Consider the following 21,975-nt stretch of genomic DNA (forward strand, 5'->3'; position numbering starts at 1 on the left):
CACTACGTGTCCACGATTTGCGGGCAACCCCAATATCTCATCGACAGGTGAGGGGCGGAATTGCCAGGTGAGGGGCGGAGCGGAGAATCAAGCAGGGAACTAGAGTATTCGTGCCTTTTCGTAAGCGAAGTCGACAAGAAGTCCGCATTTCCGCCCACCCGCATCCGCAAACCGCACCCGCACCCGCAAACTGTCACCGCCACCCGCAAACTACATCCGCAAACCGCACCCGCACCCGCAAACGGCCACCTGCCACCCGCACCCACGAGCCCGTCCACCCACGAGCCACCCCAAACCTCCAAACCCCCAAACCCCAAACCTCAACGCCTCAGTATTCGAAACATCTCAAACTCGCAATATCTGCCTAACGGTCTAGACTGTGGAACCATGATTCGTACTGAGTCCATTCTTGACCTTGCTACCGTAGCCTCGGGGCAGTCCCACGCCGACGCCCTACAGGGCTCCATCGATTTGGCGCAGACAGCGGAAAAGGCCGGGTATCAGCGTATTTGGTACGCAGAGCACCACAATATGAACTCCATCGCATCCTCGTCGCCGGCCGTTCTTATCGCAGCCGTGGCTGCAAAAACCGAGAGCATCACCCTCGGCTCCGGCGGCGTCATGCTGCCGAATCATGCACCGCTGACGGTCGCGGAGCAGTTCGGCACGCTCGCGAACCTGTACCCGGATCGCATCGAGCTGGGGCTTGGCCGCGCGCCGGGCACTGACCAGGCCACTATGCGTGCGCTGCGTCGTGACCCGCGCTCTTCCGATTCTTTCCCGCAGGATGTGCAGGAGCTGCGCGGTTACCTCTCCGACGAGTCGCTGATTAAGGGCATCAACGCGATTCCGGGCCGCGGCACCCACGTGCCGCTGTACATCCTGGGCTCCTCGCTCTTTGGTGCTCAGCTCGCGGCGGCGCTCGGCTTGCCGTACGCATTTGCTTCGCACTTCGCGCCGGACGCGCTTCGCGATGCCATCGCGGTCTACCGCGAGCAGTTCCAGCCTTCTGAGCAGCTGGATAAGCCGTACGCTTTTGCGGCCATGAATGTGATTGCGTCGGAAAGCGAAGAGGATGCGCAGCAGCAGTACTTCGCTACCCGCAGGAACATGGTCAGGCGGTTCCTCAGCCGCGGTGGGCATCATCTCACTGACGATGAGGCGGAGATTCTGATGGATACCCCGCAGGGGCGCCAGGTGCAGAACATGTTCCGTCACACGGCAGTTGGCACGGTGGCACAGGTGCGTGAGCAGATTGCGCAGTTCGGTGAGTACTCGACGGCGGATGAGCTGATTGTGGCTCATCAGTCGTTGAAGGTTCCTGACCGACTGCGTTCGGTGGAGCTCACCGCGGAGGCCACGGGGCTGACCGCGTAAGGCTCCAGGCCCAGGAGTACGTCGAGGCACGCGGCCTTAAGTCGCCCTCTTACTCCACCGCAGCCAGTGGCAGCGCCTTTTCGCTGGCAAGCTGCATGATTTCGGCGTTGGTGCGCTCGCGGAGGAAATCCGCAAGTTCCTCGCGGTTGCTCGCGCCAGTGGCCTCGGTCAGGGCGGCGGCAAAGTGCGGTTCCAGCGCTGCCACGGCCGCGTAGCCGTCGGCGCTGGGGTAGAGGCCGTACGTCCACAGGCCGCCACCGAGTAGTCCGCCGGGCGCCGTCATGCCGTACTTCAGCGGCGCGGCACCGGTCTCACCAGCCTGCTTCAGGCCGATGCGGCAGTGCAGTCCAGGCTGCTTTACGACGTCTGCACCCGCACCCGCCCGCTTAATCAACCCGGCAAGGGCAGCGGTGACCGCAAAGTGCGCGCCCAGAATGTCGCCCAACAGCACCGGCGGCATCGCCGGAGGTGTGAGGGTTCCGGCCTCCGCCTGGTAGGTCAGGTCATGGCCAGGGGTTTCTGGAGCTTCGGTATCACCGACAATATCGATATGTACCGGCCCATTTGGGCGTTCGTGGAGGCCCGCCAGCCCCATGCGTTCCAGCGCGGAGGGGCGAACCGAGGTGATGACCACATCGGCCTCATCGATCAGCGAGCTCAGCTGTGCGCGACCCTCATTGCTCTTCAGATCCGCCTGGATAATCTCGTGACCTGCGGACATAGCTTCATACCAGGAGCGGCCGAAGGCGCCGAGCGGATCGCCTGTTGGTGGCTCGACCTTAATCACCCGGGCGCCTAGCTGGCCCAAGTGCTGAGCGGCCAGTGGTCCCGGTACGTTAATGGCGAAGTTGACGACAGTGATGCCTGCGAGGCTGGTGTGCAGCTCGGGGGAAAACATAGTTCCACACTAGAACACATCTATCTGTCCGCCGACGCTTTCGGCCAACTTCAACTGGTTGATCCAGCCGCCCTCGCCGACGCGCAGTCGGAAAATCGGGCGGTGAGCAGGGCGGGCCTCGTAGCGGACACGGGCAATCTGACCGGTTTTGGCCAGGTCCATAGCGGTTCCCTCGGTGGCCAACTGGGTGCGCGCGGCGGTGAGGCGCTCGATGACGTCGTCAAGCGCGGTGAGCACGGGTTCGGTGTTGTTCTCACACCAGGACATGACCATGTCAGGAGCAGCGGCGGCGACGCGGGTGCAGTCGCGGAAAGAGCCGGCTGCAAGCGAAATGGCCAGGGGGCCACCGGCTTCACCGGCGGCGGCAATTGCGTAGGCCGCTAGGTGGGGCATGTGGGAGATGCGGGCGACACTGGCATCGTGGTGATCGCTCAGCGCTGGAATGAGTTGACTGCCAAGAGCTGCTCCCAAGTTGGCGACCTGCGAAAAGACTTCAATCCACCGCTCCGGGACGGGCTTGCCTGCAGCGTCGGCAGCAGCTGCCAGGTCGTAGGTGATGACCCAGGGGGCGCCGTCGAAAAGCCCTTCGAGCGTGGCGGACCAGCCCGCCTGCGCGGAACCCGCCATTGGGTGCGCGCCGACGAAGCGTTCCTCCATCCCGCGCGCGGAGACCTCGGCGGCGACGGCCGCCTTCACGGAGACCACATCTGTGATGCCACAGCTGGGGGCGTGCTCGTTGATCGCGTCGAGCATCGTGCCGACGACTGTCATGGGGGTGCCAATTACGATGAGCGCGCGGCTGGCCTCAGCTCGCTCGAGCGTGGCTTGAAGATCTGTACTGGCGTCGAATCCCTCCTTCGTGGCTTCCTCGACCGTCGGGGACGAGCGATTCCAACCGAAGCATTCGACGTTATGGGCCCGCAGGTCGCGCATCATGGAGCCACCGATGAGGCCCAAACCGAGGATGCATACCGCGGGTAATTGTGCAGCTGACAGGGAGGACGAAGCAGGGGAGGGGGACTCGAAATTGCTCACCTGACAAGCATGACATACAGCGACTAGCGTTGTGGGTTATGAGCACGACCTTTTCCGGAGGGTACACCTCCGATGACGACCGCTCCTTCGCGGTTGCCGTAACTATGGGGGAGCGCGGTTGGCGCGTCGTCGATCTTGGGGACGACGCCACCGATTCCCTCGCTGACGCTGCACAGGCGCTGCGCAATCTGCGTTCGGAACGCGCCGCTGTCGGAATGCTCAATATCGACGACGATTACTTTATTCTCGTGCGCCAGGGCGTTGGGTCGCTGCGCGTTGTGCTTTCCGACGCCACCGCCGCCGTCACCGACGACATTGCGGCAGATGTGTTCGACGAGCTGGATCTGGATATCCCCGACCTCGACGAGGACGAGCTCGACGATGTCGACGCCTGGGCCGAAGGAGATATGGATATCCTCGCTGACCTGGGCTGTTCGGAGGAAGCCCTGGAGTCCATCTGTGACGATCAGTCGCTGTGGGCGTCCGAGCAGCTTCTGGCCATCGCCGAGGAGCTGGGGTGTGCCGAGGAGCTCGCCGATGTCGCCGACCTGGATTACGACGGTGACGATGACGACTACGACCCCTATGACGACTAACCCTGACGAAGGTCATCTGACCGGGCGGCCAAGCGCCCTTGCAGCCAGCCAGCCAGCTGGTCGGCCAAGCGCCCTGCCCCGTCGAAAACAGGACATTCTCGACGAAGAGTGGATGCGCCTGGCTATCGCCGAAGCTGCTCACACGGCACCCGGGGATGTGCCGGTGGGAGCTGTGGTCGTGGATGCCGAGGGCAGGGTTGTGGGCCGGGGCTCGAACCGTCGGGAAGCGGATGGTGACCCACTTGCCCACGCCGAAGTCATTGCGTTGCGCGAGGCCACCCGCGCTGTTGGTGACGGCTGGCGGCTGGAGCAGTGCACGTTGGTCGTGACACTTGAGCCGTGCGTGATGTGCGCCGGCGCGTGCGTCATGGGGCGCGTGGGGCGCGTGGTCTTCGGCGCGTGGTCGCCCAAGACCGGCGCGTGCGGCTCCATCGCCGATGTCATCCGCGATCCCGCCCACGCATTCACTCCGCAGGTGCGCGGGGGTGTGCTTGCCGACGAATGCTCCGTTTACCTGCGGGAATTCTTCGAACGGCAACGGCAGTCGGAAGCGTGAGCGGGGTCACAGTTAGGTCACAATTCCCGCTGTGGCCGTGACGAGTCTTCATTTTCACGTATCGTCGGAACTAATGGGGCTGCTAGACGGTGGCTCTAGAGAATAGATAAGTCGTTTACATAGGAGGCTTACATAATGAGCGAGCTGCAGAACAAGGCCGACGAGTTGGGTGGCAAGGTTAAGGAAGCTGCCGGCGACGCCGTTGGCAACGACGACCTGGCAAACCAGGGCAAGGGCGAGCAGACTGCGTCCAAGATCAAGCAGGGTGCTGAGGACCTGAAGGATAAGGCCGCTGAGACCTTGGGCAAGCTGACTGACAAGTAAAGCGTTTAGCTCTCGGGTAGAGATAACCCCAGCCTTCTCCGCTTCTGATGTGCGGAGACGGTTGGGGTTCTTTGTGTTTCGATGGCCGGCTGTCAGCGTTGGGGCTGGCTACAGCTTCTGAGCCACCAGGTCATCCAGTGGTTCGGCGGACAGTAGGTACGGGGCGATCTCGAAGACGGTACGGGCACCAGTCTCGCCAGCCTGCTTCAGGCGGTAGGCAGCGCGACCGTAGGCAACCTGGACGGCTGCGGTGAAGTCGGGGTTGCGCTCCAGTTCGAGACCGAACTCGATGACGTGGCCGGAGGTACCGGCCTGGCCACGGGTAATGACCTGGCCGCCGTGCGGCATGCCCTGGTGGTCGCGGTCGAACTCCTCTTCAGAGATGAAGTCCACGATGGTCTCGTATGGGGCAAAGTAATCCGGCATGGTCACGATGGTTTCGCGGATCTGCTCCTTGAGCTTGGCGTCCTCGTCGGCGTTGCCGGTCTCTTCAGCGACGACGAAGCAGTGGCGCAGGTGGCACTCGTTACCCTTCAGGTCTGCGCCCTCGCCCTTCTTCACGGCCTCGATAGCTTCCGGGTTCGGCTTGGTGTACTGGACACCCTTCTTCACTCCCGGCACACGACGCACGGCATCGGAGTGGCCCTGCGACAGGCCTGGTCCCCAGAAGGTCATCTGGTCTGCGCCCGGCAGGATGGCAGCGCCCAGGACGCGGTTCAGGGAGAACAGGCCCGGGTCCCAACCGGTCGAGATCATGGCGATGTTGTCACCCTCACGAGCGGAGGCGTCCATGGCCGCGCGGTGCTTCGGAATCTCGTGGTGGTTGTCGTAGGTGTCGACCGTCGTAAAGCTCTTTGCTAGCTCAGGGGCCTGCTCCGGGACATCGGTGGCCGAGCCGAGGCACACGAACAGCACGTCTACCTCGTCCTTGTACTTTTCGACATCCGCAGCCGGGAGCACGCGGGCCTCAGTGTCCAGCGAATCGCGACGGGAGAAAACACCGACGAGTTCCATATCTGGCTGGTCGGCAATGACCTTTTCGACGCTGCGACCCAAGTTGCCGTAGCCGATGATGGCGGAACGAATCATGAGGGAGAACCCTTTCTGTGTGGCTGCACTTCTGTGTTTAAGTTTCTAGATTTCAAGCTACAGACTATTCCTTCATATCTCAGCGGGCGTTGGCCACCCCGAAGAGCGCGGTGGTTTAAGTGGATGGTGCAGTAGATGGAGTGATTCGGGATGGCGGCGGTTGTGGTTCTTTGTGAACGGCTTGGCGGAGGGCCGGCGGTGTCGACTGTGTGGACAGCTAAGCCTTCTGACCTGGGGATTTGGTAGATAAAGGGGCTACCTGTAACGTTTTTTAGCGGTGACGTGTCCGAGCGGCCGAAGGTGAAGCACTCGAAATGCTTTGTGCGGTAACCCCGTACCGAGGGTTCAAATCCCTCCGTCACCGCCAATAAACCCCCGGTGGTTCCTTTAAGTAGGAGCCTCGGGGGTTTTGCATTTAATCGGCCCTGATTGCCTGAGTGTGGTGTGTGCGGGGGAGGTGCCCGTCGTAAAGCGGTGAATGGTGAGGCATCCGACCTGGAGCACCTAAATCACAAAAATAACATCAGTAACACACACCCCATTGTTCACGTTTATCCGGGAAGTCCGCTACTCTTAGCAAAAGTATTTCCGGTTTTTATGTCGTGCCCGCCCTCAATGACCATGTCAGCGCCAGAGTTGATGTTGGCCAATCCGGGGTGGTCGCTAGCATCGGAGTAGCGAAGAGGCTTCAAACTGCAGGTGGAGTCCGAGGGAGTGCTTGGTTAGCGCGAACTTGGGGAAGCTGCAGTTGGGGCGGTCCAGGCGAATATTAGACGTAAGGGAAACTTGACATGGCAAAGGCCTTGTTCAAACTCGGCAGGTTCTCCTACCTGCATAAATGGACTGTGATCATCGCGTGGTTCCTGATTTTGGCGGGGCTGGGCGGTGCAGTTGCCGCATTCCAGAAGGGATTCATCGACCAGTTCTCGATCCCCGGCATGCCGTCGGCAACGGCTTCGCACGTGATTGAGGAAAAGTTCCCCGATGTTCCGAACCCAATTCGAGAGCAGCGTATCTATGTCGCCTTCGAGGCCCCGGAGGGGCAGAGGCTCGATGACCCACAGAATAAAGAAGCTGTTGACCAGGTCATTAACGGCATCCGCGACAATGTCGGCCAAATCTCCGATGATTTGCAACTTCACAACCCGGTAGACCTCAATCCGAAGATGCAGGCGATGGTCAAGGAACAGGGCATGGCCGCCGGCCTGCCCAAGGATGTTGCCGAGGCCGATGCCAATGCCCTGCGTACCGTGTCCGATGACGGTCGCTACGGTATTTCCACCTTCGTTTTCGACGCCAAGATGCCGCAGGACATCGAACCGGAGAATATGCAGGCGCTTCTCGACGCAATGCAGGCCGGTCGTGACGCCGGTATCAAGGTCGAGGCCTCTGGCCCGGGCATGCAGCCCGCGATTGAGGTAGCTCCGACCTCGGAGATTATCGGTGTGACCGTGGCATTTATCGTGCTGGTTGTCACCTTCGGATCTCTGGTCGCTTCGTTCCTGCCTATTGTGACGGCGGTAGTGGGCATTATCATCGGTGTCTTCGGCGTGACATTGATGACCGCATTCACCGACGTCAACTCGATTACCCCGGTACTTGCCGTCATGTTCGGCCTGGCTGTCGGTATTGACTACGCACTGTTCATCCTCTCTCGCTACAGGGCAGAAAGAGCCCGAGGGATGACCAACGAAGACGCCATCGGCATGGCTACCGGTACGGCTGGCTCCGCTGTGGTTTTCGCCGGCCTCACCGTGATTGTCGCGTTGGCAGCGCTGACGGTCGCCAAGGTGCCGTTCATGTCTCTGATGGGTATTTCGGCGGCAATTACGGTGGCCTTCACAGTGCTGGTCTCTCTGACCCTGCTGCCGGCAGTTATGTCTCTGCTGGGCGACAAGGTCTTCGCTGGTCGCGTGCCCGGTGTTGCTGGCAACCCCTCGCGTAATCCGCGCAAGGAACGTCGCTCTTCCTTCTTCGGTGAGATGACGATGGGGCGACGTTGGGTCACTTTCGTGCACAAGGCCCCAGGGTTGTTCCTGGTCGGCTGTATCGTCTTGCTGTTGGCATTGGCCTACCCGGCCATGCACTTGAAGCTGGCGCTGCCGTCCGACTCTACTGCGGCTAAGGACAGCACGAACCGCAAGGCCATCACCATGATTGAAGAGGGCTTCGGTGCGGGACGTAACTCTCAGCTCATCATTATTGCCAAGTCGGACGATGTGAAGCCCGATGCGCCGGTGCTCAAACCACTTATCGAGTCCCTGAGACAGACGAACCCGGAACTCTCTGACATCGAGGCCGCCCGCAAGGCTTCCTATAGTTACGCTGTCGACCAGTTCAAATCCAACGTCGGTGTCGAGCACATCCAGATGATTGGAATGAATCATGACGGCACTGCGGTCAAGATGATTATGACCCCGAAGTCGGGTCCACTCGATCCTGCGACCAAGCAGCTGATGAACGCGGTGCGCGATCAGCAGAAGCAGATTGAGCAGACCACCGGCCTATTCACCGGTGTCACTGGTCTGGTTCCTATTGAAATTGACATCACCGACCGCCTCCAGGGCGCAATGCCGCTCTACTTGGGCGTTGTCGTGGGTCTGGCAGTGATCCTGCTGCTGATGATTTTCCGTTCCCTGATGGTGCCGTTGACTGCGGGTGTGGGCTTCTTGCTCTCTGTCGCAGCCGCATTCGGTGTCACAGTGGCATTTTTCCAGGACGGCCTCTGGGGCGTGATTAGCACTCCGGGTCCGCTGGTCAGCTTCGTGCCAATCTTCCTCATCGGCGTGACGTTCGGTTTGGCCATGGACTATCAGGTCTTCCTGGTTTCCCGCATGCGCGAGCATTACACCCACAACAAGGGTGAATCCTCACCAGAGTCGAAGTACAACGCGGTCGAAGAATCGGTCGTTGAGGGCTTTACTCTCGGCGCTCGTGTGGTCACTGCCGCTGCGATTATTATGATCTCCGTCTTCGCGGCTTTCGCCGGGCAGCCCCTGGCGATTATTAAGGTATTCGGCTTCGCGCTGGGTGCCGCAGTGCTTTTCGACGCCTTCGTTATTCGCATGACCTTCATCCCGGCATCCATGTTCCTGCTTGGCCGCGCTACGTGGTACATGCCGAAGTGGCTGGACAAGGTGTTGCCTTCTGTGGATGTCGAAGGCTCTGCCCTGGAAGAGGTTTCCGAGGAGCTGGTGGAGAAGGGCCGCCGCGAGCGTATGGCTCGCGGTGAGTCCCTGTTGCCTGAAAGCGAAGGTGCTGGGCGTGGCTTTGGCGACACGGACGCTGACGAGGACGAAGCAGACAGTGCCGATGGTGAAGTCGGTGCTGGTGCAGCCGCTGCGGCGGGCGCGGCGGGCGCAGCGGGCGCAGCAGGTGGTACCGCTGTGGCGGTTGCGACCAAGAAGCGTAACCGCTGGATTCCGAGGTGGAAGAAGGCAAAGCTGGAAGAGCTTGAGCCCGCTGACCAGGCGGAGCAGGCCGAACAGCCGGAGCGCTCTGACCAGGCTGAGCGAGCCGAACCGTCCGCCCCGACGGCACCAGCTGAGCCGGAGCAGGCCGAACAGCCGGAGCCGACAGAGCAGCCGGAGCAGGCAGAGCCGACCGAACAGCTCATGCAGGCAGCGCCAGCTGAACCAACCGACGCCCAGCCGAACCCGGAAAACGCCAAGGACATCGAGGTTCGCCCGTACTACAGCCCGGCTCGCAAACGGAAGAAGATTACGGTTGCGGAACTGATGAAGCGCGAAGGACTCGAAGAGGAAGCGCCACGTCGTAGCCGCGCCGTGTGGGATCCAGAAAACGCTACCCAGCCCGAGGAAAACGACGGCGCTGAGTAACTTGCGAATAGCACCCAGGTAACCTCAATGCATTAGCACTGGAACACAACCAAGGAGCTTCATGTCGCAGTCGAGGACGACGGGCTTTGACGTCGTAAAGCAAATCGAAGGCGCGCGCGGACGTGCTGGCACCATCCACACCCCGCATGGCGATATTGCTACGCCGGCGTTCATTCCGGTCGGCACGAAGGCGACCGTGAAAACACTCACGCCCGAGCAGGTGCGATCTACCGGCGCGCAGGCGATGCTGTCGAACGCGTACCACCTGTACCTGCAGCCCGGCGAGGAAATCGTCGACCAGGCCGGCGGATTGGCAAAGTTCTCCAACTGGAATGGCCCGACGTACACTGACTCCGGCGGATTCCAGGTGCTCAGCCTCGGCGCGGGCTTTAAAAAGACCCTCGCGATGGACGTCACCGGCATGCAGAAAGACGACATCGTCGCCGAGGGCAAAGAGCGCAACGCGTTCGTCGATGAGGACGGCGTGACCTTCCGCTCGCACATCGATGGTTCCGAGCATCGCTTCACGCCAGAGGTGTCCATGCGCATTCAGCACGCGCTGGGCGCTGACATCATGATGGCATTTGACGAGCTCACCACGCTCATGAACACCCGCGGCTACCAGGAGGCATCCGTCGAGCGCACGCACCGCTGGGCGCGCCGTTGCCTGCAGGCTCACAACGAGCTGACAGTTTCGCGCGGTCAGGTCGACGGGCACGTCCATTCGCTTGACGACGGCCAGTTGCCCATCCAGCAGTTATTCGGTGTCGTGCAGGGTGCGCAGTACGAAGACCTGCGCCGCAAGGCCGCTCGTGGGCTAGTCGAGCTCTCCCGCGAGTTCGAGGACGCCGGCCAGCTCGGCTTCCACGGCTATGGCATTGGTGGGGCGATTGAGAAGCAGAATCTGGGCTTGATCTGCGGTTGGGTTAATGACGAGCTTCCCGACGACCGCGCCCGCCACCTGCTGGGGATTTCCGAGCCGGACGATATTTTCGCCGCTGTCGAGGCCGGTGCCGACACCTTTGACTGTGTGGCTCCGACCAGGCTTGCCCGCCGTGGTGGTGTGTACACGCTCGATGGCCGGATGACCTTGACCAATGCCCGCTTTAAGAATGACTTCCGCCCCGTGGACGCGGAGGTGCCCTCCTACACTTCGCTGAATTACTCCCGGGCCTACCTGCATCATCTGTTGAAGGCCAAGGAGTACCTGGCCGGCACGCTGTGCACGATCCACAACCTGTTTTTCATGGTCAAGCTGGTGGAGAACATTCGCGCTGCGATCCTGGAGGACCGGTTCTTCGAGTACCGCGATGAGTTCATGGGCCGCTACTACGCCAACGGTGGTCGTGCGGTGGGGAATTAGGGGCTTGGGGCTCGGCTGGGGCTCGCGCTGGGGTGTGCCGGGCTGGGGCTCTGCTCCTACCTTTTCGCACTTCACGACAGCCATGTCACCTCGTGCCAGCTGTGGAGGTGGCATGAGGTGACACCTGTGTCGTGAAGTGGAGGCGGGGCGGCTGGGAGGCGGGCAGCCAGAACGCGCCAGAGCCAGAGCCAGAGCCAGCGGGAGTTTCGAGGGCTGTTAGCAGCAGCAAGAAAAACTTTCGTCGATGGATTGTAACCTTTCGTTTCGGTTGGGCCGTCTAAAGAAGTGAAAAGCGAAGAAGAGCTTCGCTGGAAGACTTCGAGGGAAGAGGCCCACAATGAGCGAGAACAACGCAACTCAGAACGAGAACACCACCGACACCACTGCAACTGACACCACTGCAACCGACACCACCACACAGTCAACGCAGGGCACTCAGGCAACCGGCAACGGTTACAACCTGGGCCGAGATGTTGACAACGATGGTGTGAACGACGTCAACCACTACCAGGATGCAACTGGCGCTAACTTCGCCACCCACTACGATCAGCAGGGTAATACCGTCATGGAAGAGGCCGATCTCGACGGCGACGGCTACTACGAGACCACCGCTCGCCCAATTGATGGCGACACCGTTCAGTTCCAAACTGATGCCACCGGCGACGGTCAGATGGATGTCTCGCGATACGCCGACATGTACGGTCATACGTACCAGCAGGACATGCTGGACAACGATCAGGTTGTCGAAACCCGCCTGGATCTGGACAAGGATGGTGTTGCCGAGACTCAACTGACTGACACCAACGGTGACGGCAAGTTCGACAGCGTCATGTTGGACTCTGACGGTGACGGAATTGCTAACGCCGAGCTGGTTGACCTGGATGGGGATGGCAAGTTCGACAAGATCTTCGTCGACGCTGATAACTCCGACGGCATCCTGGAGACAGAGGTCAGCGCTGCTGAGTTCGATATGCAGGATCTGGGCAACGTCGCTGACTATGAAGCTCTGATTCCGCATCAGACCGATGCTGATCTCGGTGTTGACTCAGCGGAGGAGGACATGAGCTCCGATGATCTCTCCGGAGCAGACATGTAATCGGAATGTACTGGTCACGAGGATAATTGCCTCGATACTGGTCCGCTCCTGCCCCCGCAAGCCCCCACTTTCGGGGGTTTATTTCTAAAAGATTAATCGCGAACGTAACCATTCCTCGCGATTCGCCGTCAAAAGGACAGAGACGGTTTACAAACCCCGAATGTTAAAGAGGGACAATGAACGACGACTTCATGATGGATGACACTGCCGGAACCGATGAATTTGATGGGGTAGAAGACACTTCATTGGCGCCGGAATCCGGAGGCGATTCCTTAGACGGTGTCTCAGTCCAAGAGGCTGACCCCTTTGGGGCCGATACACAGACGCAGGTCAGGCCAGAGATGCCGCAACTGTCAATGATTGAGCCAGGCACTGGTGAGCCTATTCACCAGAGTCCTATGCCCAGTACGGTTGCTGAAGGTCATGTCGGTGCCGGTGGTGATACGGGCGTGCTGCAGTGGTACCAGACTTCAGACGGTACTCAGTACGCCTGGGGAGATGATGGGTCCTACTACCAGGTCACGCCGGATGGATATGTCGTCCAAATCGCTCCCGATGGATCTTCGGCGGTCACGATGCCCGATGGAACCTTCTACGCCTGGGATGCCAACGGTATTCCGATTGAGCTTGGTAGTGACCCATACGGTGACTATAACGGCTACGGTGACTACGGCGATAACAGCTACGGCGATTACGGCGACACCTCTTATGACAACAATGATTACGACAACACCGGTTCCTACGACACCGACGTCGCCCTGACTGAGGAAGGCGTCTACGGATCCAGTTACGAGTGGACTGAGGATTGGTTCTTCCAGGAAGTCGACGGTTACTGTGGTCCAACTTCAGTCGCAATCCTGGTCAATGAGTACTTCAATGGTTCCATTAGTAACCCGGAACACATGGTCAATATGGCTTATCAACTGGGGCTGACCCAGGACATCAGTCAGGGCATGACCACGGACAATATCCTTACGCTCCTGCAGGCCAACGATGTTCCGTCGGAAAAGCTTCACTCTTCGATGAGTGACTTGGAGACCCGTCTGGGGAGCGGCTTCGGTGTTATCGCCATCGTTGATAGCGGTGAGCTTTGGGGCGACGAGGCGGATCAGTACTTTGAGGACAACGTCTATGATCACGCGCTGGTGGTCACTGAAGTCGATACCGTTACCGGCACTGTGACCTTGGCTGATCCGGGTATCCCTGATGGTAATGGGTTTGAAGTTTCTATTGCCGAGTTTGAAGATGCCTGGGCCGACAGCGGCTTTGAGATGATTTCGACCACGGACCCTGACTCAGATTTGGTTGCTACCGACCCGGATACGGTGAGCGCTGGGGGCGCTGTTGGTGCTGGCACCGAGAGCGCTGAGCGTCCGAACCTGGCACTCGTGAATCTGGCGGGCACAGGGCCAATCAAGTAGGCGACTAGACACATTTCAGAATTTCGTAAATAGAACTATTGTTAATCAAAGAGCACGGAAAGGAGTGTGTGACGGACAATGCCGAATGACGAGTTCGAGGGGATTGATATCCCCCTCGTCGACATTCCCGATGGACTCGAAGACACAATTTTTCATAGAGCGTTCACCGAAACTCCAACTCTCTCCGATGACATCGTGCCGGATTTGTACTCGGAGGAAGAGGTCTCCGACGATTCGCTCGATGATGTCGCGCTCGATGTCGACACGCTTGACGACGATGCGGAGAATGATGACCACCATGCTCTAGCTGAAGCCGGCGAAGGCCCCGCTTCGGACGATTCCGAGAATCTCCTCAGCGATGACTTTGATTTCTCTAGCGAAATCGAGGACATCGGAGATATCGGAGACATCGGTGGCGTCGGTGGCGTCGGTGGCGTCGGCGGAGTCGGAGGCGTCGATACCGGTGATATGACCGGTGGCGCTGACGCATCTGAAAGTGGAAATGACTTTTTCGGTGGTCTGTAGAGCGCCAGATGGCCGGTAGAACTCCACTTAAATGTTGAGCATCGGTCAAGTGGGCTTAGTCCGATGGTCGCGGTTAGTGAAATATTGGCCTGAGATTAGCCCTGAATCAATAAACTAAGCCCGGTTAAGTTTCCCTCAGTGTATTATTATTGCCCAACAGGAGAGCTGAAGTTCTGTTTAGGGGTGAGTCGGTGACGGACACACAAGAGCTTGTTGAACAGGCTAAAAACGGTGATCAGTCAGCATTCACTGCGCTGCTCAAGCCTCACCTCAAGATTGGGTACAACGTTTGTTACCGGATTACTGGGTCGCAGCACGATGCGGAAGATGCGCTTGCGGAAGCGATGGGGCTGGCATTCCGCGGAATGGCAAAATTCCGTGGGGATGCAAAGTTTGAAACTTGGTTTTACCGCATTGCGGCCAATGCCTCGAAAGAGCTGATGCGGCGAAAAAAGGAAGCTGTATACATCCAGGATGATGAGGGTGGCGAGATTCAGCTAGCAGATCCCTCAGTGCCCGATGCCTTCAGTGCAGTTGAAGGGATGGGCGATGTCACCACCGCGTTGAATTCGCTTTCCGCTGATGCTCGTGAAGCTTTCGTGCTCGCCAGCGTGGTGGGTATGAAAATTGCGGAAATCGCCTCTCACCAGGGATCTTCAGTATCTGCGACAAAGGTTCGTCTGCATCGTGCCCGTCGTACGCTGAAGGATATGATGAACACCGATGGAACTCTAAAAGTGCAGTTCTAGCAGTGCTGATACGTGCTAGAACGTATTCTTAGCCACCCGCTCTAATGCACCAAGAACCCGTTGGAGGGTCACAATCGTGGTTTCCTCGGCAGGATCGAGATAGTCGTAGGTCAGCTCTTCTAAGAAAGAGCGTTGCTTATTAATTTCATCCAGAAGCTCTGGCTGCGTGGCGTATTGCCCCAGTCCCAGTTTCTCTGCGCCGGTGTTGCCGCGCAGGATCCGAATCACAAAATCAATCAGCTCTACTCGCGCTCTGCTTCTGATTAGCGCTTTCAAATCTCGCAGCAACGCCACGTCGAACAGGCGTGTATCCATATTCATCTGCGAGATTGTGGACAGAATTTCGGGACGATATTGCGGATAGGTGCTGCGGAGCTTTTCCAACTCGTTGTAGACGCGTACGGCGCGATGAATTGTCGCAAAACGACGAAGGCTGTGATGCAGTGTCCAGTGCAGCTGTTCGATGCCTGAGACTCTTGCGATCCATTCACTTAAATCTGCGGCACCATTGATTGCCTGGGAGCGCCCCTTGAAGACGCCATATTCTCCAAAAAGGTCCAGGGTTTGGGAAAACTGAGCCTTATCCAGCGCCGCCGGTGAGTCCTCGTCCATTGCAGATATCAGTGTCGACACTGGAGTCTGACTTAAGGAGGAAAGGAACCGCGCTTCTGTTTCAGTGACACGGCCGGTGGTTGCTGTTTCAGCCAACAAACCGGAGACCGGAATGATAGTTAGGAAAAACTCCTTGAGGCTGGTGGAGAGCTGACGGGCGTAGTAAGTGGCATCCTCAATTGGGTCGGTGTACCCAAGGGCTCCCTGGCCAAATGAATCAGCGCGGGACAAAACTCCAAGTGTGTTGAGGGGAGTGAACCCCAGGCTTCTCACAAAATCGATTTCGTCCTGGCGTGGTGTGGACTCAAAGAGGAAAACCGCAGCATCGGCATCGACAGACGCATTTTTGGTCTGCTCGAAGCCGTCGATAAGCGCCCTGGATGTGGCAAGTTGGTTCTTTTCGGTGAGTGTGGCGAGCCCCGGTGTATCGATGAGCGAAAAGTTCTCAAGGGAGCGGGTGGGGAGCCAGCGGTCAATGAAAGCGATTTGTTCGGACGGAACTGGAAGCTCGCTGTGGTGACCATGCCGAATGGGAACGGTAGCGGTGGAACCGTCGAGAAGATGTGCTTCGGCGCGGCTGGGCGCGCCATTTTGATAGACAGTGACGACGTTGGTGGCCTCAAGTGCGCCAGTTTCCGCGATATCGCTGCCGACGAGGGCGTTGACCAGCGTCGATTTTCCGGCTTTGAGTCGGCCAACGAGGACAATCCTCGGGGCGGCGAACAGCGGAGTGGTAATAGCCTTCGCGGCTTCCTCAAGCTCAGGGACGGTGCGGCCAAGATTTTCCAGGTGTGCAATCAGTGCAGTGCTAATCAGGTCATTGTTCATGATTAATTCATTGCCTGCCGAATCTGAGTAATGAGGCCTTCAACGTTCTTGATCTGCTTATCTAAGAGTTCGACATTGGAATTTAATGTTTCCAGTCGATTCTTTAGATTCATTTGACTGCGTTGGCTTGCAGCCTTAGCGTTACGAATCTCCTCTTCCGTCTTCTGAATCTTCTCTTTTAGTGAGGTCTGATACTGGATAACGATTACTGGGCGCGCACGATTGAGAATGCCGTCAATCGTGCGGTTAGTGAATATCTTGGCAGTATTTGTGCTCTCTTTAATCCAAGTCGTCAGGTTGGTCTTTCCGCGTTTCATAGCTCGGAAACCCATGTTGAATGCAATCCAGCCGACACCTGCAACTGCGCCGACACCGGTAAAAGCCGTGGCCCCGAGGCCAACAAGGATGCCCGAAATCGCCGAGCCGCCCGAAAAGCCCATCATGAGCATCATCGGATCCATCAGGTCTTCGCTTTTCTTGCGGACCTCACCAGTTTGTAGAGCATCCACCTTCACTGAGTCAGCGATTTCCTTTTCAATCGTGCTCCAGATCTCGGGAGATTCAAATAGCGGACTCACAATGGAATCGCGCAATTGCTCAGCGAAGTAGTTGACCGAAGTGAAGACAGCCTGCTGGAAATCCTTTTCAATCTGCGCGGAAAAGTATTGCGGATTCTTGCGCAACACAGCCATTCCTTTTTTGCCAATGGCCTCAATCCACTCGGTGCGAACTGCATTGAATTGCTCATCGACATATGTCGCAGTTTGCTGGCGGAGATTGGTGAGATCTCGATTTAAGTAGTGTTGCCACTGTTCGAGCTCGCGTTTGAGCGATTGCAAATCCTCGAGTTCGCTGTTGAGCTGCGGCAGGGCATTGGCACCTTCCTTCAACGTGGAGATCTTTTTAACCTGCTCAGCGCGCAATTTTTTCAGCGCCTGCGAGACCATCCGCAGCGCGTCCAGCGTGGGCAGCAGTTCATCATGGTTGAAGAAATCAAAGACCGTCTCGCGGAGATTCTCAATACCTGACAGCTCCCGGAGCCGCTCGCTCTCGGTAGAGTAATCTGCCGCTTGGTACGTCGCCAGCAAGCTGGAAACTCCGATGACGGGGAAATCGCGGCCAGTGTGTTGACGGAGAAGTGCCTGGTCATTGGCGACAATCTGCTTCCACCGCCCCAGGTGCTTATCAATCTTCGTCACCGCGACAACTACCGAATCGAGGCTCTTACTGACCTCATTGATGAAGTCCATCTCCGGTTTCGTAATCGGCGTCGATGCATCGCAGGCGATAATCAGTGCGCACGCCTGTTCCGCATTGGACTGCACAAGGTCATTAAAGCCACTGTTAATTCCGCCCACTCCCGGCGTATCGATGACCACAATATCCTTCATCGCTGACGAGCTCACTGGAATGAACGCTCGAGTCGGCGCATCTTCGGTATTTGCAGTTGGCATCGGCAGACCATACGGCCGGTGCCCACTCCCCGTGGTCTCGAAGTCGCCCTTGCCAATATGCAGGTTGAGCTCCGCGACGTCGACAAGCCGGTGGTTGTTGGAGTAGTAGAGAACGGCCTTGTCAGTAAGGCTTTGCGACGGATCGTGCTGCGTCGACTGCCCTACTGCGACAGGCACGGCCGTCGTGAAATCAATGCCCTCGGGCGAACCCGGATGTATGCCGACAAGCGCGTTGGTCAGTGCCGATTTGCCGCGGTCGATTTCGCCGACCACGACGACCGTTTTGCGCTGCCGCTGGGATTGGATTTTCTCCAGGGCCAGCTCTCCCACTTGCTCTGCTCGCAGCGGCTTTAGGATGCGCTCATGGATCGTTTGGATGAGCGCTGTTGCCTTCTTCTGCAGTCCACGCGTCTCGGTCGTAGTAGCGCGTTCGGCTGCATTGCCTGGCATGGAGTTCTCCTCGAAAAGGGGCGGGGAAATTCTGGCATCGTGCCCAGGATTATACGGGTGACAAGGCGTTAGTGCTGGGCATCGAGAATTTTGGAATGAGATGTAACCTTTTCTATTCGTCCCTCCATCTAAACAGTTGTAGCCACCCAGATGAGATGTTCTCGGCAGTTTAGATCGAGAACCAGATAGAGAGGACGAGCCCGATGGCGATTACTCGTAAAGCAGGAAACTGGCAGCAGTACCTGAAGGTCAGCTGTGCCACAGTGATGGCGGGTGCCTTGATGGTGAGCTGTTCGGGCGCTGATAAGGATGCGTCCGCAGGCGAAGAAAAGGACGGTAAGGCTAAGAACGCGGCGTCGTCTACTGCCGAGAAGAAGTGGGATACGGGGATTTACGTTACGAAGTACCGAACTCCCTTTGACGATTCAACGGTTCCGCCGAGCGACGCTATTGTTCCGGAGTCGAACCAGCTTGCCAAGAATGTACTGCTTCCTTATGAACTCGACCCTGAGCTGCGAACGAATCGCGGAAGTTCCACTGTTCTGCATTCGGGACGGTTGAGTCTGACTTTTGGCCCAACCGTAGCCAAAGCGGGCGATCCATTTGACGACAAACTGCAGTCCGGTTACTACACCGGCGCGAACGATGACAATGAATCCCATCAGGCGTCGTGGGCAGTGCTGCGCTATGACAGTGCTGAAACCGCAAAGGAGGCCGCAGCAGCTTACGGCAAGGCATACTCCGAGCTGCCAGATTTCCTCGATGACGATGGGAGTGTGACCTTCACCCCGGTCAATTACCAGCCGCTGAGCGCTCCGGCGACAGCTGTCAAGGCGAATTACACGTCGCTGAATAGCGAAGAATTCAACGTCGCAACTTCGTTCAACGAGTACGTATTGCTCTCTACTTCCAAGCTGGGCGATTCGAACTCCGTGGAAGATGAGCAGAAATTCTTGTCGGAGTTTTTCACCAAGCAGACTGCGCTGTTGACCGCAATGCCCGCGCATAAGACTGAAGCGGGGTTTGGCACCAATGACGGGTATGCCCCGTACGATCCGGATGGGCTCTTCCGTTACGTCGTGAAGCTTCCTGAAGAGTATCGCGACGATTACATGCCATTTCCGGCCAGCATGAATGCGCGCGCGTTGACCGGTATCTGGATGGAACAGGACCTGATGTCTGCAGCACTGAAGGCAGCCGGCGTGGAAACAGCCTTTGTTGCTGCGGATACTCTGATGAAGGCACGAAACCCAGAGGCAGCTGCGAGCTTGGCCTCAACGTTGTTGTCGTATGACACCGAAGATGGTTGGGAAGAGTACGTCGAGCCACAGGATTTGCCGAATACCCGCTGCCTGTCCAGGGATGAGGCAATGTCTACCGTGAAGCTCCAGTGCTACACCCATTACGACGACTTTGTTGTCTATGGTTCTACTTCCTACTCCACTAAGGAGCGTGGAGAGGACGCAAATTCTGCGGATGCGAATGCTGATGAGAATGCCGAGAAGAGTTCAGTTCAGCCGAAAGACGAGAATGAGGCTAAGACGCGTCTGTCGCAGATGTTTGCAGCTCAGCTTATGATTTTCGAAGATGCGAAGAAGAACCCGGAGGGTACTCCGCCTGAGACTCAGTCGGCTGAGGAGACTGAGGACGCGGGTAAGTCCAAGGATTCGGAAAAGAAGTCCGAGGATACGAGCAAGTCCGAAGATGCCACCAAGCGTGAAGAAGAGTCGGAAGATAAGTAGCGCAAGCACGCGTCTCAAGCAGCCGAACGTACTAGTGAAGGAAGAACAATGAGCGAGCGCGAGTGGTCCCTGGGAGTCGACTTCGGTACCTCCAACACAGCGGCCGCCCACACCAATCAAATCAAGCAGGTAGTTGAGCCAGTGAGCCTGGCGCATGACCGCATGACCATGAGTTCCTCGGTCTATATGGACGATCCAGAGGAATTCCTTGTTGGCGATGTGGCGCTTGACCGGGCGGAATCGAACCCCGGTGGCCTCATCCGTTCGCCGAAACGCTTTATTCCGCAGCAGGTTTTCCAGAAAAACGGCTATGACATTCCCAGCTCGAGCCCAGTTGCGGCTGTGTTGCAGTCGGTCGTCGCCCGCGCCTGCAAGGAGCACAATGGCACGCGTCCATCGGAGTTGGTATTGACGCACCCGGAGGAGTGGTCAGAGCGGGAGATTCAGGTTCTGCTCGATGCGGCGCAGCAGCTTGGGCTCAGCGCCACGAAGGTCACCACGATTTCCGAGCCGAAGGCCGCGGCCACCTATTACACCAAGTCCAAGGAGCTGAAGCCGGGCGAGAAGATCGCTGTTTTTGACTTCGGCGGTGGCACCCTTGACATCGCGGTGTTGGAAGTTGGCGAGAATCACCAGTTCTCAGTCGTGGCAGCGCACGGCGATAACACGATTGGTGGTCAGTCTTTTGACGCGCTCATTCGCCGCTGGGTGGACAGGCAGTTGGAAGAAATCAACCCAGAGTTGAAGGAAAGCCTGCGCTCTGAAGCAACGGTTGCGGAGAAGCACGCTCTGATGGATTCCATTAGGAGAGCCAAGGAGCTTCTCAGCGAGACCGCCCAGGCAACGATTAAGGTTGCAGTTGGGCCAGATATGCAGAATCTGCAGATCACACGTGGCGAATTCGAAGAGGCAATCGCCGACATGGTGTCGCGAGCGGTGGATATCACTCGTGACACCCTGAGCTTGGCGGGCATCAATAGCTCGGACGACCTGGCTGCGCTTTATCTGACCGGTGGCTCGTCACGTGTGCCGTATGTGCAGGAACAGCTGAAAGAGCTGGGGCCGCTGGCAACGCTGGATGACCCAAAGACCGTTGTCGCGCAGGGAGCGTTGACCGCAGTGGCACCGATTGTCGGTAGCTTGACGGCGCAGACATCTGCGCCGTCCGTTAATTCCGTGAGTAGCGGTCGCGCCGGGCAGTACGACCTGAAAAGCACTCCGACGGCACCCGATTCCTCAGGCGTGCAATTCTCTGCAGCGGAGCAACCCACCAGAGTAGAGCCAGCTCCGAATTATGGTCCGGCTGGCTCACCGCAGAAGGCTGAAGATTCCACGTCGAAGTCGAATTCCAAGAAATTCGGCCTGATCGGTGCTGCTGTTATTGCTGTCATCGCCGTAGCAGCTGCGGGCGTGTGGTTCTTGAGACCATCGGATTCGGAGTCCTCCGCGACGGAACCGGCAGGGGAGTCCTCTGCTGCTACCTCGGCGGCGGGGGATGCGGGTACCGAGGCGCCATCGAGTTTTAATGAGACGACGCCATTGAAGGACCTCATCGCGGCAATCCCTGAAGAATTGCGTGATGGTCTCGGCACTTGCACCTATATGGATGTCAGTAACCTCACGGTGAGCTGTGACATTGAAAAGGGCGCACGGTATAGCGCCTATGGGCTGGGAACTTCCGAAAGCAGCTTCGGGCAGAGCGTCAACTTCACGTTCAAAGATGGTGAGGTTCGTTCCCAGCGTGCTTTCATCCGTGACCAGAAGAAGGGATTGACGCTGACTTCGGAGGATAAGCGGTTGTCCGCACACTCGGAAGGCGACTTTGGTAATGAAACCGAAGGCGAGCAGACTGTCCGGTTCGTGAATATGAATAAGGGAGTCTATGTAGTTTTCCATGCAGTCCCAACTGCGGATGATGCCGAGCGTCTAATGCGCGAAGTGCTGGTTCCAGGTGCCCCTGAGGCTCAGTGGAAGTCCGGCGGTAAGTCTTAAAAACTAGACCTAGCTCTACTGCGTGAGGC

General features: G+C 58.1%; 17 protein-coding genes and 1 tRNA gene. 13 read left to right on the plus strand and 5 right to left on the minus strand.

What is annotated here, in order from left to right:
• The first annotated feature begins 387 nt into the window (after positions 1–387).
• Positions 388–1,377, plus strand: a complete 990-nt coding sequence (locus HMPREF2847_RS01090) for an LLM class flavin-dependent oxidoreductase (RefSeq protein WP_070851232.1) — start codon at positions 388–390, stop codon at positions 1,375–1,377.
• A 49-nt stretch (positions 1,378–1,426) separates the two neighbouring features.
• Here HMPREF2847_RS01090 and HMPREF2847_RS01095 read toward each other — a convergent pair whose 3' ends face one another.
• Both HMPREF2847_RS01095 and HMPREF2847_RS01100 read right to left on the minus strand, forming a co-directional pair.
• Entirely contained in the window at positions 1,427–2,275 is an 849-nt protein-coding gene (locus HMPREF2847_RS01095) for a CoA transferase (RefSeq protein WP_070851233.1), read from the minus strand.
• Positions 2,276–2,284: 9 nt separating this feature from the next.
• Positions 2,285–3,310, minus strand: coding sequence for a prephenate dehydrogenase (locus HMPREF2847_RS01100; RefSeq protein WP_069359005.1), 1,026 nt, complete (start codon positions 3,308–3,310; stop codon positions 2,285–2,287).
• A gap of 38 nt (positions 3,311–3,348) precedes the next feature.
• Between HMPREF2847_RS01100 and HMPREF2847_RS01105 the strand changes: the two genes are divergently transcribed.
• From HMPREF2847_RS01105 to HMPREF2847_RS01115, 3 genes are all read left to right on the plus strand, one after another.
• Positions 3,349–3,906, plus strand: coding sequence for a tRNA adenosine deaminase-associated protein (locus tag HMPREF2847_RS01105; RefSeq protein WP_005510946.1), 558 nt, complete (start codon positions 3,349–3,351; stop codon positions 3,904–3,906).
• Positions 3,848–4,462 (plus strand): tRNA adenosine(34) deaminase TadA, encoded by a 615-nt coding sequence (gene tadA, locus HMPREF2847_RS01110; RefSeq protein WP_083327288.1) that lies wholly within the window; start codon positions 3,848–3,850, stop codon positions 4,460–4,462. The genes HMPREF2847_RS01105 and tadA overlap by 59 nt, the downstream gene beginning before the upstream one ends.
• A 135-nt stretch (positions 4,463–4,597) precedes the next feature.
• Positions 4,598–4,786: a CsbD family protein gene (locus HMPREF2847_RS01115; RefSeq protein ID WP_069359008.1), complete on the plus strand. Its 189-nt coding sequence runs from the start codon at positions 4,598–4,600 to the stop codon at positions 4,784–4,786.
• Between the two features lie 108 nt (positions 4,787–4,894).
• Here the strand turns inward: HMPREF2847_RS01115 and HMPREF2847_RS01120 are convergent, their stop codons facing one another.
• Positions 4,895–5,875, minus strand: a complete 981-nt coding sequence (locus HMPREF2847_RS01120) for a diaminopimelate dehydrogenase (protein WP_070851235.1) — start codon at positions 5,873–5,875, stop codon at positions 4,895–4,897.
• Positions 5,876–6,151: 276 nt separating this feature from the next.
• Between HMPREF2847_RS01120 and HMPREF2847_RS01125 the strand changes: the two genes are divergently transcribed.
• From HMPREF2847_RS01125 to HMPREF2847_RS01155, 7 genes are all read left to right on the plus strand, one after another.
• Positions 6,152–6,242 (plus strand) — tRNA-Ser (locus tag HMPREF2847_RS01125).
• Between the two features lie 424 nt (positions 6,243–6,666).
• Positions 6,667–9,714 carry an MMPL family transporter gene (locus HMPREF2847_RS01130; RefSeq protein ID WP_070851236.1) on the plus strand — a complete coding sequence of 1,016 codons (3,048 nt, stop codon included), beginning with the start codon at positions 6,667–6,669 and terminating at the stop codon, positions 9,712–9,714.
• A gap of 61 nt (positions 9,715–9,775) precedes the next feature.
• Positions 9,776–11,077 carry a tRNA guanosine(34) transglycosylase Tgt gene (gene tgt / locus HMPREF2847_RS01135; protein ID WP_070851237.1) on the plus strand — a complete coding sequence of 434 codons (1,302 nt, stop codon included), beginning with the start codon at positions 9,776–9,778 and terminating at the stop codon, positions 11,075–11,077.
• Positions 11,078–11,414: 337 nt separating this feature from the next.
• Positions 11,415–12,173 (plus strand): hypothetical protein, encoded by a 759-nt coding sequence (locus HMPREF2847_RS01140; RefSeq protein ID WP_070851238.1) that lies wholly within the window; start codon positions 11,415–11,417, stop codon positions 12,171–12,173.
• Positions 12,174–12,349: 176 nt separating this feature from the next.
• The gene (locus HMPREF2847_RS01145) at positions 12,350–13,594 is read left to right on the plus strand and encodes a C39 family peptidase (RefSeq protein ID WP_070851239.1); all 1,245 of its coding nucleotides are present in this window, start codon (positions 12,350–12,352) and stop codon (positions 13,592–13,594) included.
• 78 nt (positions 13,595–13,672) lie between these two features.
• The gene (locus HMPREF2847_RS11535; RefSeq protein ID WP_070851240.1) at positions 13,673–14,119 is read left to right on the plus strand and encodes a hypothetical protein; all 447 of its coding nucleotides are present in this window, start codon (positions 13,673–13,675) and stop codon (positions 14,117–14,119) included.
• Between the two features lie 191 nt (positions 14,120–14,310).
• The gene (locus HMPREF2847_RS01155; RefSeq protein ID WP_070851241.1) at positions 14,311–14,868 is read left to right on the plus strand and encodes an RNA polymerase sigma factor; all 558 of its coding nucleotides are present in this window, start codon (positions 14,311–14,313) and stop codon (positions 14,866–14,868) included.
• Between the two features lie 15 nt (positions 14,869–14,883).
• On the opposite strand, the gene HMPREF2847_RS01160 is transcribed toward HMPREF2847_RS01155, so the two are convergent.
• Together HMPREF2847_RS01160 and HMPREF2847_RS01165 are read right to left on the minus strand one after the other, a co-directional pair.
• Positions 14,884–16,308, minus strand: a complete 1,425-nt coding sequence (locus HMPREF2847_RS01160) for a dynamin family protein (protein WP_070851242.1) — start codon at positions 16,306–16,308, stop codon at positions 14,884–14,886.
• 2 nt (positions 16,309–16,310) lie between these two features.
• Complete coding sequence (locus tag HMPREF2847_RS01165) at positions 16,311–18,212, minus strand: dynamin family protein (RefSeq protein ID WP_070851243.1); 1,902 nt, start codon at positions 18,210–18,212, stop codon at positions 16,311–16,313.
• Between the two features lie 203 nt (positions 18,213–18,415).
• Here HMPREF2847_RS01165 and HMPREF2847_RS01170 point away from each other — a divergent pair, with 203 nt between their 5' ends.
• Positions 18,416–19,954: a DUF7373 family lipoprotein gene (locus HMPREF2847_RS01170; RefSeq protein ID WP_070851244.1), complete on the plus strand. Its 1,539-nt coding sequence runs from the start codon at positions 18,416–18,418 to the stop codon at positions 19,952–19,954.
• A 48-nt stretch (positions 19,955–20,002) separates the two neighbouring features.
• Positions 20,003–21,946 (plus strand): Hsp70 family protein, encoded by a 1,944-nt coding sequence (locus HMPREF2847_RS01175; RefSeq protein ID WP_070851245.1) that lies wholly within the window; start codon positions 20,003–20,005, stop codon positions 21,944–21,946.
• Positions 21,947–21,975 lie beyond the last annotated feature (29 nt).

Origin of the sequence: Corynebacterium sp. HMSC074C03, from assembly GCF_001838285.1 — a bacterium.
Lineage (GTDB): Bacteria > Actinomycetota > Actinomycetes > Mycobacteriales > Mycobacteriaceae > Corynebacterium > Corynebacterium amycolatum.